Origin of the sequence: Anabaena sp. 54 (assembly GCF_017355725.1) — a bacterium.
GTDB classification, from domain to species: domain Bacteria; phylum Cyanobacteriota; class Cyanobacteriia; order Cyanobacteriales; family Nostocaceae; genus Dolichospermum; species Dolichospermum heterosporum.
The window spans coordinates 189,411-204,598 of sequence record NZ_JAAVWA010000004.1 but is presented as its reverse complement, the minus strand read 5'-3'; the positions used below and the strand labels follow the sequence as shown (position 1 = coordinate 204,598).

General features: G+C 37.9%; 10 protein-coding genes. 7 read left to right on the top strand and 3 right to left on the bottom strand.

Going from position 1 to position 15,188, the window contains the following annotated elements; genetic code table 11:
• The first annotated feature begins 113 nt into the window (after nt 1-113).
• The 3 genes from HEQ36_RS07100 to HEQ36_RS07090 all read left to right on the top strand — a co-directional run bounded on the left by HEQ36_RS07100 (nt 114) and on the right by HEQ36_RS07090 (nt 3,911).
• Nucleotides 114-677 (top strand): hypothetical protein, encoded by a 564-nt coding sequence (locus HEQ36_RS07100; protein WP_015081142.1) that lies wholly within the window; start codon nt 114-116, stop codon nt 675-677.
• Nucleotides 678-825: 148 nt separating this feature from the next.
• Entirely contained in the window at nt 826-1,179 is a 354-nt protein-coding gene (locus HEQ36_RS07095) for a hypothetical protein (protein WP_051155206.1), read from the top strand.
• Between the two features lie 104 nt (nt 1,180-1,283).
• Complete coding sequence (locus HEQ36_RS07090) at nt 1,284-3,911, top strand: carboxypeptidase-like regulatory domain-containing protein (RefSeq protein WP_234413233.1); 2,628 nt, start codon at nt 1,284-1,286, stop codon at nt 3,909-3,911.
• A 182-nt stretch (nt 3,912-4,093) separates the two neighbouring features.
• Here HEQ36_RS07090 and nadB read toward each other — a convergent pair whose 3' ends face one another.
• The 3 genes from nadB to HEQ36_RS07075 all read right to left on the bottom strand — a co-directional run bounded on the left by nadB (nt 4,094) and on the right by HEQ36_RS07075 (nt 7,431).
• Nucleotides 4,094-5,770, bottom strand: coding sequence for an L-aspartate oxidase (nadB, locus tag HEQ36_RS07085; protein WP_053540444.1), 1,677 nt, complete (start codon nt 5,768-5,770; stop codon nt 4,094-4,096).
• A 207-nt stretch (nt 5,771-5,977) separates the two neighbouring features.
• Nucleotides 5,978-6,406 (bottom strand): photosystem II complex extrinsic protein PsbU, encoded by a 429-nt coding sequence (gene psbU / locus HEQ36_RS07080; RefSeq protein ID WP_168635583.1) that lies wholly within the window; start codon nt 6,404-6,406, stop codon nt 5,978-5,980.
• Nucleotides 6,407-6,699: 293 nt separating this feature from the next.
• Nucleotides 6,700-7,431: a DUF3120 domain-containing protein gene (locus tag HEQ36_RS07075; protein WP_168635582.1), complete on the bottom strand. Its 732-nt coding sequence runs from the start codon at nt 7,429-7,431 to the stop codon at nt 6,700-6,702.
• A gap of 1,047 nt (nt 7,432-8,478) precedes the next feature.
• Between HEQ36_RS07075 and HEQ36_RS07070 the strand changes: the two genes are divergently transcribed.
• The 4 genes from HEQ36_RS07070 to HEQ36_RS07055 all read left to right on the top strand — a co-directional run bounded on the left by HEQ36_RS07070 (nt 8,479) and on the right by HEQ36_RS07055 (nt 15,188).
• Complete coding sequence (locus tag HEQ36_RS07070) at nt 8,479-9,387, top strand: Rpn family recombination-promoting nuclease/putative transposase (RefSeq protein ID WP_168635581.1); 909 nt, start codon at nt 8,479-8,481, stop codon at nt 9,385-9,387.
• A gap of 244 nt (nt 9,388-9,631) precedes the next feature.
• Nucleotides 9,632-10,543, top strand: a complete 912-nt coding sequence (locus tag HEQ36_RS07065) for an undecaprenyl-diphosphate phosphatase (RefSeq protein WP_168635580.1) — start codon at nt 9,632-9,634, stop codon at nt 10,541-10,543.
• Between the two features lie 104 nt (nt 10,544-10,647).
• Nucleotides 10,648-11,979 (top strand): TIGR03279 family radical SAM protein, encoded by a 1,332-nt coding sequence (locus HEQ36_RS07060; RefSeq protein ID WP_039204619.1) that lies wholly within the window; start codon nt 10,648-10,650, stop codon nt 11,977-11,979.
• Between the two features lie 299 nt (nt 11,980-12,278).
• Nucleotides 12,279-15,188 carry a family 10 glycosylhydrolase gene (locus HEQ36_RS07055; protein WP_168635579.1) on the top strand — a complete coding sequence of 970 codons (2,910 nt, stop codon included), beginning with the start codon at nt 12,279-12,281 and terminating at the stop codon, nt 15,186-15,188.

The following is a 15,188-nucleotide window of genomic DNA, read 5'->3' as shown; positions in this document are numbered from 1 at the left end:
AACTTTTGGGGTATTATCATAAGTATATTCAGTGAATGTACAATTGCATATCAATAGTAATCCGAACAAATCAAGACTTTTTGTAAGTTCTATGAAACAAAACAGGAAAGGAAATGAAAGAAACATTTAAGAAAGTGTTAAAAGCCGCTGCTATTGCTTCTTTATTAACAGGTGGTGTAATTGCGTCCACTAGTTCTATCTTTGCCGGTAAAGCTAATGCTAACCCTGTCGGTTTTGGTGGGAATGTAGATCCATCCTGTGCCGTTACTACAAATTTCCCTAGCACTACAAACGCCTACACTAAAACTCTCTATACAGGCTCTGGTGGTGTTTCAAAGCTGGAGAAAAGTGACCAAGCCTCATTTAACTGCAACCTAGATCAACTTGATATAACAGCAGAGGTCACCGTAACCCGACCTACTGCGCCAACCCAAGCAACTCTTCTTCAAGGGGTGCATACTACTACACTTTCCAGTAATACTGCAAATACTGCTATATTTGCAGTATTGCCAGCATCATCGAACAGTTTAACTTTCAGTGCCACTGATTGGAATCCAAGTACCGCAGGTGACATTACCATTACAGTTAAGTCTACTTGGGAGCCAACCACTACTGGAGAAGAATTGTTAGATGGGAATTATACTGCTGTTGTTGTTATTACCTTGGCACCTTCATAAACCGGCAAATGCTCAAGTAAATGTATCTTCCCTAGTTATCTCCACACAAACAAAACAAGGAACAGCTACAGGTTTTATTACCCTAATAAATGGAAGGATTTACCCCGGATTATTGAGCTGTTACTTTTAGAATCTATAGCACTCCTATTTGATTCTTGAACATTCAGGAATCAAACAGGATTCCTATAGTCCCAATGATTTATCACCCTACAAAAATAAAGAACTCTATTTGTTAGTTAAAAATGAAGGAAACGTGACTATTTGTTCTGAAGGTAGATGGGAATTAAAACAAGCCGGACAACTAGGATTTCAAGGGGAAATTTCTAAGATTACTATTATTGCAGAAGGAACAAGAAATGTTCCCATCACTATTGAAAAAGACCAAACAAAAACGTTAATTCCAGCAGGAAATTATCAGCTTACAGGAGAATTGTTTTGGGGAGATCCTCGAAATCCTACAAAAGTACCTTTTAGTTTACCAGTGACTATTCCATCAAGATGAAATTTCTACCTATCAACTGTGCAGGGCTTAAATTGGTAAGCTTAATTGTAGCAAACTCTAGTATGATCGGTGGGGTGATGACAATTTTCATCAGGTACCCACCAGTGAATGCTCAGGACTTTAACAATCTATATTTAACTGACAATTCTACTGTTTTAGAACCTAATCAAGCTCCTGCTGCTAGTAAAATACCATTATCAGGAAAATTTACGATTCTCCCGCTGGGAATTAATGTCGGTGGGAATAATGTAATTCCTTCCACCACAGTCAAGGGTTTAGAGAATGGCAAAGAAGCCATTGATTTTAACAACTGGCTAGTTCCTTTTGCTGATGTCATTAAAGCCTTAAAATTCAACGTCACCAAAAAAGATGATGGTCAATTAGAATTACGTTCTGTTGGTTTAATCATCAAGTTTGATCCAAGTCTATTAGTTAATGACCCTGATATCGGTCAAGCTATTTCTGTAGAACAGATTAAAAATATTTTAAATATTCCTGCTGAATTTAGTATAGCAGAATATGCTCTTGTTTTCAATCCATCATGGTTAACAAAAAATGTTAATGATAAACAATACCAAGAAAAAGAACAACCAGTCATCTTAGCAGGCTTACCTCAAATCAATCCTCCTTTTTTGAGCTTGACTGGTATTTCTCAACGAACAAATTTGAGTCAAACTCAGGGAACAAATTTTAGTAATAATAATTTAAATTACAACTCAGAATTTAAAACATTAGGAAGTGTTGTTGGGGGAAGCTTATTTTCAAGAATTCAACAAATTAATAGTAATGTAGGCAGCAACTGGCAAATAAACGAACTGCAATATTTTCATCCTAGTCCTTATACAGACTATCTTATCGGCACTCAAGCACCTTTTTGGGGACGATTTGATCGCAATCAAGGTGAGTATTTTGGCACTACAATAATTCAACGTTTAGGCTACACGCCAGCAAATAATTCTAGTTTTTCCTATGGAGGTGTTAATCCTCTAGACAAACTTAATACTAATGAAGTTTTACGAACCATAACGGGAAAAGCTGCTCCTGGAACTTTAGTACAATTAGTTACCCAAAATAGTAATTTGATAGTTGGGGAGCAACTTGTAGATAATTCAGCAAAATACCGCTTTGAAAATGTGGTGACAGCTAGTAATTCTTTGACAGGGAATGCAGAAAGTCAGAATTATAAACTTCTGCTTTATCCAGGAGGAAATTTGAGTGGTAAACCAGAAGAAATTCCTCTAAATTATCGCAATTTACAAGGTCAAATCAATAAAGGAAAATCAGCTTTTGTTATCAGCGCAGGTACACAAAGAAATCGCACAAATCAAAGCTTTTTCGGGAATCTTGGTGATTTTCAAGGTGGAGCTACTTATTATTTTGGACTTTCTAATGAAATTACTTTAGGTACTGGGGTAGTTTATGATGGTTCTACTCAACCATACAGCGAAATATTGTATCAACCAGTAAATTCTCCTCTAACCTTTAAACTTGGGGCATTAACTGGTAATAAAATTAGTTTTAACGCAGATATTAGCTACAGAACTAATAATTTTAGCTTAGGTTTTGGCGGTGATGAAAAATCTTATAATGCCAATTTATTTTGGGCTTTAAACCGAAAAGTTAGTTTATTTTCTAATTTGTATTCTAGTGGAACAAATAATCGCTTAGAAACCGGGTTTAACTTCAACTTACAACCAGTTTTTTTGAGTTTGAGCTATGATTATAAAAATGGTATTAATGGTGCTTTGAATGCTAGTTTAGATCCTTTTTTGATTGGCATTCGTAAATATAACCAAAATATTTCTTCTGAATTAATCTATAATCTTTCTGGCAGTCGGCTTTTTGGCTCTACAGGCAATGCAATTAGCCTAAAATATGATACCGATGATAAAAACTATTTAGGCAGCCTGAATTTGATTTATCGAACTCCTTGGAAAAGTAAAGATGGTAGGAGTTTATTAGACTTAGAATTTGGCTATGGTAATGGTTCTCAAGGTCATGGTATCATCACATCTGCTTCTACAACTCTAGTTCCTGGTTTAGGATTAAGATTAACTTATAGTGCAGTCAGTAATAATAGTTCTTCTTTAAGTCTCAATTTATTTACCAGTTTGTTATTACAACCTAGTATGAATTTCAGCGGTGACGAGACAAAATTAGAAAAGTTACGCACTCAAGGGGGAATCTTACTTCAACCATTTCTGGATAAAAATAATAATGGTCGTCATGATCATGGAGAAGATTTTTATACTGAAGATATAGAATCACTATTCTTAATTAATAATCAACCTTTGAATAAACTAGGTGTCTCTCGTCCAAAAAATGTCAGCAAAGGGGCATTATTTGAGCTTCCACCAGGTAATTATCGTTTGGATATAGATCCAGCGGGTTTTCCCCTTGGTTGGAAAGCTATCCAACCAGCCTATGCAGTTAAAGTTTCTCCTGGAAGTTATACGACTGTTTTAATACCTCTGATTCCAGCTTATGTTGTGACGGGAAGAGTGATAGATAAAGAAGGGAAAGCGATAACAGGAGTTAGTGTAGAATTTGTTTCTCGTAGTCATCCAGAAAAACGAGTTACTTCAGTAACTAACAGTGCTGGAATTTACTATTTAGAAGATTTAAATGTAAGCACTTATAATGTACTTATTGATGGTAAACTAGCCCAACCAAATACTTTAGAAATTAATACAAATTCTAAGACTTTCTTGGAATTAAATTTACAGCCATAACATCAAAATGAGGTGCGGAATTTTGGTTTATAAAGGATAAAAAATCTTTGCTACTTAACAATACCTTGTCCATTTTCTGTAGGTTGGGTTGAAGCATGAAACCCAACATGAGCGTCGGGTTGTGCTGTCGCCAGTAAAACTTGGCAATTATCAGGGTAAAAGGTGTTTAACCGGAGATAATATCACCTATTACCTATCCACCATTCCTGATTTTGGACAAGAGTATGCACTTGCCAATTAGGATCAGTTTGAGGGTAATCTAAACGGTAATGTCCACCCCGACTTTCGGTTCTAAAAACAGCACTTTTCAGAATTAATTCGGCAATATCTAATAAATTACGAGTTTCTGCCCAAAGCCGTAATTCCTTTTCAATTTGTGGCTGTTGAAAATTAACTGATTGTGTCGGTTTTAAACTCAATAATAATTGACTTAAAGGTAAAGCAGCAAAGTCTTCTTGCCAAGATGCAACTTGAGAAATGGCATTTTCTAAACTTAATTTTTCTCGACAAATACCTGCACTTTGCCAAACTACACGGGGTAAATTTTGGCGAATTTCTGCTAATTGTCTTTGTTGATTTTCCCACTCAATTAGAGATGGGTTAACTGCCAAACTTTCAGTTTCAATAATATTAGCAGATTCCTGTTTTCCCAGTTGCAATTTTTCATAGTCAACATTAGCCATTTGCGCCCCAAAGACAATACATTCCAACAACGAATTACTGGCTAAACGATTAGCACCATGTACTCCCGTACTGGCAGTTTCTCCAATGGCGTATAAACCGGGAATATTCGTGGCATTCATGACATCTGTGAGAATACCACCCATCCAATAATGGGCAGCAGGTGACACAGGAATGGGTTGAGTAAAGACATCAATGCCCCAATGTTGACAAACATTAATGATATTCGGGAAACGATGGCGAATTTTGTCAGCGGGAATGGGGCGCATATCTAACCAGACATTCGCTGTAGCCATATCAGCAGCCGTTTTTTGTAAATGACTGAAAATAGCCCGACTCACCACATCACGGGGTGCTAGTTCCCCTGCTGGGTGGTAATCAAAGGCAAAACGTCGCCCGGTGTCATCCACCAAATGCGCCCCTTCTCCACGCACAGCCTCACTAATCAGAAAACGCCCCGGTTTACTCAAGGCTGTGGGGTGAAACTGCACAAATTCTAAATCACGGAGAATTGCACCCGCCCGCCATGCAATAGCTACACCATCACCTGTACTCACTGCTGGGTTAGTGGTTTGGGCAAATACTTGACCACCGCCACCAGTAGCTAAAATGACAGCCCCGGCTCTAATCCAAGTAATTTTCCCTTGATAAAATAGGCTAGTTCCCAAACATTGACCGGTTTGGGGTTCTATCCATAAACTCAAAGCCAAGGCTTGCTGAATGACTTTGATATTCTCACGACGCAGGACTTGATCTGTCAGGGTGGTGGTAACTTCTCTACCAGTAGTATCGGCTGCATGAAGCACGCGAGGACGAGAATGGGCTGCTTCTAGGGTTAAAGCTAAGTTACTGTCATGACGATCAAAAGCTACGCCCAGGTCAACCAGGGACTGAATACAACTGGGGGCTTGTTCGGCTAGGAATTTGACAGCGGCGATATCACATAAACCAGCCCCTGCTTTTAATGTGTCTTCAATATGCAGTTTTGGCGAATCTTCTGGGGCTACAGCTGCGGCTATGCCACCTTGCGCCCAATCACTGGCAGAGAGTGAGACTGTTTCTTTAGTAATTAAGCCGACTCGTAAGGATGTGGGTAGACATAGGGCTGTATATAGTCCTGCTGCACCGGCACCGACTACTAAAACATCGAATTGGTTAGGAATATTTATATCGGGCAAGGTATAACTATGATTTTTGTGATTTGGATGATTTTTGGGATTTACAGCCAGGAATAGGGAACAAGGGCTAACTATGATTTTTGTGATTTGGATGATTTTTGGGATTTACAGCCCAAAATTTAAAATCTCAACTTAGGGTATGGGTAATTGGGAATATGTTTTCAATTCCCAGTCCCCAGTCCCCAGTCCCCAATCCCCAATCCTTAGTTATCTGTAGATACCGTTGTTAATGCGATCGTCGCCTTCGTTGAAGTTAGGCTCCAATTCTGTCACGGTGAAATTATCCAAGTTAGCTTGCAAACGTTCTTTTTGGCGATCGCTCAATCCTGGTAGATTTAATACATCTTCTACTTTTTCGTAGGGAGCATTAGCGATGATCTTTTTCGCCAATGTAGGATACAGTCCTGGATATTGTTGGAAAGCAGCGATATTGGTATTGTTCAAATCAATTTTCTTACCAAACTCTGTTCCTAGCTTCTGATCTGCTCTATTTTGACGAGCGATCGCTAAAACTGGAACTTGATTTCCCAGAAAGCTATTGAAACTAACAGCTTGGGCTGTCTGGGTAGTTCCCAGTATTCCCCAGCAACCTAGCAACAATGTAAACACAGTAAATAAACGCACCAATCCTTTCACGATTTTTACCTCTTTTTTTCCAGGAATAATAAAATTTTGCAGCCAAAAGCTATGAACTGTAGGGCATAAGCCGGAAGTTTAAGGGTGTTAGAGCAGTTTCTTTTCTAACTTGATCCTAGCTTCTTCATGGTTTAAGCTTGAGAGCTTGCACAACAGTCATCAAAAACTAATATACAGCGTATCAATATCCATAATATTTACGACTATTTGGTTTGATTTGACTTTTGCCAAAAATCTGACCTCATAGCACCTTTGCGCCCATTTTTCGGTGTTTACCTGAATTGATGGGAATTTCACGCCAGGACTGCTGCTAACAAGAAGAGACTGTCTACTAGAATTGTACTCAAAACCGCCCCCCCAAAGGCATACCAATGGGATTGCTTATGGAGTAAAGAGACTGTTCCTACTGTCATCAGCATCAGGGCAAGAATGACTGCCCAGCCTTCTCCCCAAGGGGTTTGGACTTGTGCTAGGGCATTTTGTAAGATTTGTGAAGCACCTGATGGATCTGTTCTCATAATTTGTCGCCAATAAGGCATTAAATCCACCAAATAAAAATAAATATCGGTTAAAACCGTTCCTAGTAAAGAACCGAGGTAAAACCAATTGCCAACCTTACCCCAATTTTTCGCTAAACACCACACAGCAAAAGGTAATCCTAATGCTTCTATTGGTATATGCCAGATTGGTTCATATCTTAACCAACCCCAATAAATCGCTCCTGTTAACCAAGTCCAGCTAAAGCCAAAGAGTAAATCTCCCCACAGGTAGGTTTGGGGACGTGACATTAATCTCATACTGATCCATACCCAAAAGCTTGTCATTAATACACTAAGAATGGGAGAAGATCGCACCAATGGAGCTTCTATGAACACTGGTACTGATACTAAGAATACTGATGCTAAAAATATTAACCAATTTTGTCGGGAAGATAGAAAATTTGGTAAATGATGATTTTTCAGGCTGTGATTGATATCTACAGTGGGGTTAGTAGCTGTGTAGGCAGAGAATGTATGATTAATCAAAGTTTTTAATATTTGTTACTAAACTTTACTTATTTCACAATATCATAACTGAAAATCCCCCAGGGGGGCATCTTGATTATACATGATATTTATAGAGGTATGCACTCAATCGGCAAAGGAATATGACCATGACCTTGGCTAAGTTTTCAGAAGTGATCACTTTGGTGACTTGGTATTGATAAATGACCAGATTAATCAGAGAAATTGCGAATTTTGTGATTGAATTATAAGTTATTTGTATAGGATTCTAGTAAAAAAGGACTTTCTCAATTATTGGGGGTCTATTCTCAATAATAATGAGAATTTTATCAATAATCAAACGATTTTTGGTGATTTCAGCTAGGGGGCTTGACAGTGTTCCGAGTTTTTGCTATACTTATGTTAAAGTAAGGGAAGTGTGCGCCCATATATAAAGCTTTTATTTATCAAGATAATTATTTCCCATATAAATTCCAGAACTAGGGAAATAAAAAAATCATATTTGTCTTCATAGCCAAAATACCAAGACGTTATCTTGTATCTTACGGTTTGCTGATAGCGTAGCGTAAGCCATAAAAGTTGTCTGTGAGGGCAGGGAACTCTTAACAGGGAACAGGAAACAGGGAACAGAAAAAACTCATGTTTAAAAACATGAGATTGAAATAATGATACTGTTTTTTTCCTGCTACGCATCTTGTAAAAACATCTCTTTTTTGACTGAAGATCTAAACTCTGAAACTTTAGTTTTTTAGGCTCTTGAGTACATAGGCGTAGCCATATTGAGGTATGAAATTCCCAAATTGAACCTTTAAAACTCAAACCTCAGTGCGTCTACTCTTCGAGATCACGAAGCGTGATTGCGCCTTTGCGTGAGACTAAAATTCATACCCTTAATCAGCAACGCCAGTACATAATATGCAAAATCTGAACAAAAAATCTCATAAAGCTTGCCATGTATAAGAAATGAGCCATATTTTGAATATTATGGCAAAATATTCCCTCTTTCCCCCGTTCCCTGTTCCCTGTTCCCTTTTTTTTGTAATATAAGAAATATTAAAATCAGGAATAATGCACACAGACACGATATTCTACCAAATCTTCCTCACTTTCCACACCCTATTATTTGAAATCCTGGGAGAACCTACAGAAAATGCCACAGATTATAAATTTACTTCTGTGGAAGTGAAAGAAAAAGCATTTCGATTTGATGGAATTTTCACAGCAGATAGTGTGAAGAAACCCATCTATTTTGTGGAAGTGCAATTTCAACAAAAACCAGATTTTTACTGGGAATTAATCGCCGAAATCAACATTTATCTCAATCAATTCAAACCTGTACAAGATTGGCAAGCCGTAGCTTTATTTCCGAAACGGAGTTTAGATGTGGGAGAATTGACTGCTTATCAACAAGAACTGATTAATAGTGGGAGAATTAAACGAATTTATTTAGATGAATTACCACCGGGTTCAATTGGTATGGGGTTAATTGAGTTAATTGTTAGTAAGGAAGCACAAGCACTGGAATTAGTTAAAACCCTTATGGCAAGAACTAAGACGGAGATTGATAATGACAGAGAAAAACAAGGTATTATAGAGTTGTTGGAGACTGTTTTATTGTCCAAATTTTCACAATTAAGCCGTCAGGAGATAGAAGCAATGTTTTTAGTGAGTGATATTAAGCAAACACGGGTATATCAAGAAGCAAAGCAGGAAGGGATACAGGAAGGCAGACAGGAAGGCAGACAGGAAGGCAGACAGGAAGGCAGACAGGAAGGCAGACAGGAAGGTAAAAAAGATGCAGCAACAAACCTATTGCTAAGGATATTATCTAAACGGTTTGGAAAGCTGGAAGATAGTTATACTCAAAATATCAAAAGTTTGAACATAGAACAATTAGAAAGGCTAGGAGAAACATTATTAGATTTTACAGATATTAATGATTTGAAAATATGGTTAAAATCTGAGATAAACAAGTAATTTGGGTGCATGGTTTATTTAAGAGTTAAGTAGGTGAACACAATAAAACCAAACTGTGTAAAGAAACGTAAAATCGCTGAAAACTTCTTCACTCTTGCCTCTTGCCTTTTGCCTTGCCATAACGACAATTTTCAACGCCAACCTACTTACTGCGCTGATAAGATTTTGTCTAAACAGACTGACAACAACCAAGTAAAGTTGGATAGTTTGCTAGAATTACGCATTGATTTTGGGAGTTTTGTTAATGACAACAATCTTAGAAGTGAATAGTATAAATTTACTATCATGGCAACTGTTACAGGTAGGAGTACCGGAAGGGAATCTGATTCAGTTAATTTTTCAGGCTTTTATTTTGGGTATAGTTCAAGGGATTACAGAGTTTTTACCCATTAGCAGCACGGCTCATTTAGAGGTGTTTACCAAGGCTTTTCATTGGCAGGAATTGAGTTCAAAAGCTTTTCTGGCAACAATTCAATTTGGTAGTGTCATAGCGGTATTAATTTATTTTTGGACAGATATTAAACAGATATTAACTGGAGGTTTCAAGGCTTTTCAACAAAAAGACTGGGAACAGGAAGAATGGAAATTGTTAGTAGGCATAGCTATAGGAACTTTACCTGCTGTAATCGGCGGATTTGTCCTGAAAAAAGCATTAAATAGCGAAGATTCAGCTATTAACAGTATGACTTCTATTGCAATAGTATCAATTGTTATGTCGCTGTTATTAGGTGCATCGGAAAAACTGGGCAGTCATAAGCGAGATTTTAGCACCCTAACAATTCGTGATGGTTTGTTGATTGGGATCGGACAAATGATGGCTTTAGCCCCTGGTGCGTCTCGTTCGGGTTCAACTTTAACTACAGCCTTGTTTCTCGGCTTAGAAAGGCAAACAGCCGCTAGATTTTCTTTTCTTTTAGGTATTCCGACTTTAACACTTGCTACCGTGTATCAGTTTTTGAAGGAGGCATTGGGGAAAATTGACCTAGTTGTGGTAGGTGTAGGGACATTATCTGCGTTTGTTTTTTCTTATATCTCTATTGCTTGGCTGTTGCGTTATCTGCAAACCAAGAATACTTGGATATTTGTTTGGTATCGGTTGGCATTTGGAGCAACAATATTAAGTGCGATCGCTGCGGGAATGTTAAAAAATAGTTAGAGTAGTTAAAATCTGGAAAATAGGGGACAAGGGACTTCCAAATAAATTCCTTCTGTCCTCCAACCTTTCCTGACAACTGAGAACTGACAACTGACAACTGACTAATGACTACCATTCAACCTGCGAAAATTACCAAGGTGCTACCTGACTCAATTGCGGAGGAAATTGGCTTTACAGCCGGTGATGCGATTGTGGCTATTAATGGCACACAACCCCGTGATTTAATTGATTATCAATTTTTATGTGCTGATGAAATTCTCGAATTAGAAGTTTTAGATGCGACGGGGAAAACCCATCATGTCGAAATTGAAAAGGATTATGATGATGATTTAGGACTGGAATTTGCTACAGCTTTATTTGATGGGTTGATTCAGTGCAATAACCGTTGTCCCTTTTGCTTTATTGATCAACAACCACCAGGAAAACGAACTAGTTTATATTTAAAAGATGATGATTATCGCCTAAGCTTTTTATATGGTTCTTATCTAACTTTAACGAATTTAACCGCGAGAGAATGGCAAAGAATTGAACAAATGCGGTTATCACCTCTCTATGTTTCCGTGCATTCCACGGAACCAGATGTGAGAATTAGACTTTTAAAAAATAATCGTGCCGGGGAAATATTATCACAAATTAAATGGTTTCAAGAACGAAGATTGCAAATTCATGCTCAAGTTGTTGTCTGTCCTGGTATAAATGATGGTGAACATTTAGAGAGGACATTGCGGGATTTAACATCTTTTCATACTGGAGAATTACCAACGGTAGCATCAATAGCAGTTGTCCCGGTGGGTTTGACGCGGTTTCGTCCCCAGGAAGATGAACTCATACCTGTGACGCGGGAAAAAGCCCAAGAGGTAATCTATCAAGTTAAATTACTCTCCCAGGAATTTCGCCAAGAATATAATTCTAGTGTCGTCTGGTTAGCTGATGAATGGTTTTTAATTGCTGGGGAGGAATTACCTACTGAAGCTGAATATGAAGAATATCCGCAAATTGATAATGGTGTAGGTTCAATTCGCTTATTTATTAAACAGTTTACCCAAACTGCAACTGAGTTATTACCACCAAAAATTACCAATCAACGCAGATTAACTTGGGTTGTCGGTAATGCAGTGGAAACAGCATTTCAACCCTTGGTAGAACAGTTAAATACTGTCACGGGTTTAGAAGTGAATATGCGAGCTTTATCTAGCGATTATTGGGGACAAAGTATCAGTGTGACTGGTTTATTAACCGGACATGATTTACTTTTAAACTTAAAAGGGCAAGATTTAGGAGAGGGAATTTTATTACCTAGCGTCATGCTGAAGCATGGAGAATTGGTATTTTTAGATGATATGACGGTTGCAGAAGTATCTCAAAAATTAAATGTCAGTATTTTCCCTGTAGCGGGAGTTGAGGAATTAATCAATACTTGTCTTCAAGCGGACTAATAATTAACAAAATTCTTTCCTATCCTTAGCAACTAACAACTAAGTAGGTGAACACAATAAAACCAAACTGTGTAAAGAAACGTAAAATCGCTGAAAACTTCTTTACTCTTGCCTCTTGCCTCTTGCCTTGCTATAACGATAATTTTCAACGCCAACCTACTTATACTAAACACGGTTAGGACATGGACTTTTACGAAATTACGAAAAACCTAGATTTGTAGGGGTTTAGCACTGCTAAACCCTTACCCACCGAATCAAATGAATAAGCCGTGTTGAGTATAACAACTGACAACTGACTAATGAATAAAAAGACAGTCGGATTCGTTATTTTAAATATTAACTTGTTCCTGTTTAATATCTGGGGAGTATTGCCTGTAAAAGCTATTAATGATTCTCCTGTATTCAGTGTAGTTAATAGCCAGAATAATCCTGAAGAATGGCAAAGAATTAGCAACCGCTTACAGAAGCTAAATGTGAAATATTGTGTGATTCCGCTGAGTCAAGTTAAAGATAAGACTGATTGGGGTAAACCATCGGTATTATTTTTGCCCAATGTAGAGGTATTGACAACGGAACAGGCGATCGCCTTAGATCAATGGGTAAGTCAAGGTGGATATTTAATAGCTAGTGGACCAGTGGGTAATTTATCCACACCAGGAGTTCGTCAATTATTACGAAAACTTCTAGGAGGTTATTGGGGATTTAGCTTCAACACCATTGAAAATTTGCAACCCACAAATACGAATATTCCTGATTGGATAAATCAAAAAGAATTATTTGGTGCAATTCGAGGTGGTGTGATTATTCCTAATAATTCTACTAGTCAAACTCCTGTAAGTTGGGACTCCCAAGATCATCCACCAGCAATATTAACAACTGAAAAATCTACCTTATTAGGTTGGTATTGGGGAAAAGATACATCTGTAGGATTAGACATTGCTTGGTTAAAAGCATCCTTAAATCGTTATTTAAGATTACCAGTTAATAGCAAAAGTAAACTTACAAATCCTGCTTCAAACTGTCAGCCAACAATAGCTACTGAACCCACGCAACCGCAAATTCTAGAAAAATTACCGATTGTTTCCGAATCCCCACCTCCTAAAAAAATTACCAAAAAACCCATTGCTACCTCCAAGTTAAAACCCACCAAAAAAATCTTCAAAAAAAGCACCCTTACCTCCCAATCCAAACCTCTTAAAAAAACCACTATTAATTCTCATGTAAAACCTGCTAAAAAGATTGCTAAAAAAACCACAGTTATTTCCCGGCTAAAACCTGCTACAAAAATAACTGTTACTTCCCAATTACAACCAAATCCAAAAAATACAGGATCATTAGTAGTTTCTAAAATTACTAATGAAAATTTTATTGATCCAATTAATCAACTAGAAGAAAATGTCCGCTTAGATGTTATACCTAATTCTAATCAGCCGATTGATCAAAAAGAAGGTATAGCCCTGCAAAAAGAATTAGAAAGTCTGATTGGTAGATTAGAAAGTACCCATATAGCAGTATTAGCTTATAATTCTGCCAAAAATATCAACAATAATGGCACTAATTCCCCACTGGAAAAAGCAGAATCAATCAAAACAGCATCTTCCAACCCAGAAACATCAGCATCAAACTTAGCAGAAACATTAGTACAAGCGAGAGAAACAGTTAAAAGTATCCCCTTATTAATTCAACAAAAAAACTATGTAACAGTTAGACAGAAATGGTTACAAGCTAAAGCAAATCTATGGCAGCAATTTCCCGTCAATCAACGATTAGCACAACCAGAAATTCGGGCAATGTGGTTAGATAGAGGCACTATTGTCAAAGCCGGCAATGAAGTCGAATTAGCCAAAATTTTTGATAAACTAGCAAAAGCCGGAATTAATACCATTTTTTTGGAAACCGTCAATGCCAGTTATCCCATTTATCCTAGTCAGGTAGCACCTCAACAAAACCCCCTGATTCGTGACTGGGACCCCCTAGAGAGTGCGGTGAAACTAGCTCATGCACGGGGAATGGAATTGCACGCTTGGGTGTGGGTATTCGCCGCTGGAAATAACCGTCATAATGAAATTATTAATGTTAGTCCTGATTATTTGGGACCAGTATTAGCCGTAAATCCCGATTGGGCTAATTATGACAATCGAGGTAATATTATTCCCATTGGTCAAACTAAACCTTTTTTAGATCCAGCTAATCCCCAGGTAAGAGAATATTTAACTAAATTATATACCGAAATTGTTACTCGCTATCAAGTAGATGGTATTCATTTGGATTATATTCGTTATCCTTTTCAAGACTCTCTTGTTGGTCGTAGCTATGGTTATGGTAAAGCTGCAAGGGAGCAATTTAAACAGCAGACTGGTATTGACCCCTTGGATATTTCTCCCAGTCAACGGGATTTGTGGCAACAATGGACAGCATTCCGCACCCAAAAGGTGGATAGCTTTGTGGCTGAATTATCACAGACCTTGCGACAAAAACGAAACACCCTGATTTTGTCAGTAGCTGTTTTTCCCTTACCAGAATATGAACGCGTAGAAAAAATTCAGCAACATTGGGAAGTATGGGCAAGAAGAGGAGATATAGATTTAATTGTGCCGATGACCTATGCTTTGGATACACCTCGGTTTCAAGGATTAGCTCAACCGTGGATTACTTCTACAAAATTAGGTGCTACCCTATTAGTTCCAGGAATCCGTCTGAAGTCATTACCAACTATGGGTGCATTTGATCAATTGCAACTTTTGCGAGACTTGCCAGTGAACGGTTATGCGTTGTTTGCAGCGGAAAATTTTCATCCTGAACTAGAACAAATATTTAATAGTACCCAAGGAATTAAAAACGAACCGATACCCCAGCGTCAACCTTTTCGCACGGCGGCGTTTCGTTATGCAGCTTTGCAGAGAGAATGGCGCGTGGTGGAAAAAAATAGTCAGTTACATAAGTCTGCAATCACCAATGCTGAGTTTGAGAAATTAGATCAGGAGTTAAAAGATGCGTTGAATCAACTAGCATCTGTACCGTCTGCTCTTAATTTAATTACAGCCAGAAAAGCCCTCAACCAGGTTCAATTGCAATTTTCACAGATACCGGGGAAAAATCAAGCCAATCTCTATCAAGTTAAAGTTTGGGAAAACCGTCTTCTGGCTATTGAACGACTCATCCGTTTTGGCGAAAGAAGATTAAATATGCGTCAAAGGAATGGTATTTAA

Excerpts from the sequence above, each read along its gene's own strand:
- HEQ36_RS07100 (WP_015081142.1), top strand. The coding sequence starts at position 114 with ATGAAAGAAACATTTAAGAAAGTGTTAAAAGCCGCTGCTATTGCTTCT.
- HEQ36_RS07070 (WP_168635581.1), top strand. The coding sequence starts at position 8,479 with ATGCACACAGACACGATATTCTACCAAATCTTCCTCACTTTCCACACC.
- HEQ36_RS07065 (WP_168635580.1), top strand. The coding sequence starts at position 9,632 with ATGACAACAATCTTAGAAGTGAATAGTATAAATTTACTATCATGGCAA.
- HEQ36_RS07060 (WP_039204619.1), top strand. The coding sequence starts at position 10,648 with ATGACTACCATTCAACCTGCGAAAATTACCAAGGTGCTACCTGACTCA.
- HEQ36_RS07055 (WP_168635579.1), top strand. The coding sequence starts at position 12,279 with ATGAATAAAAAGACAGTCGGATTCGTTATTTTAAATATTAACTTGTTC.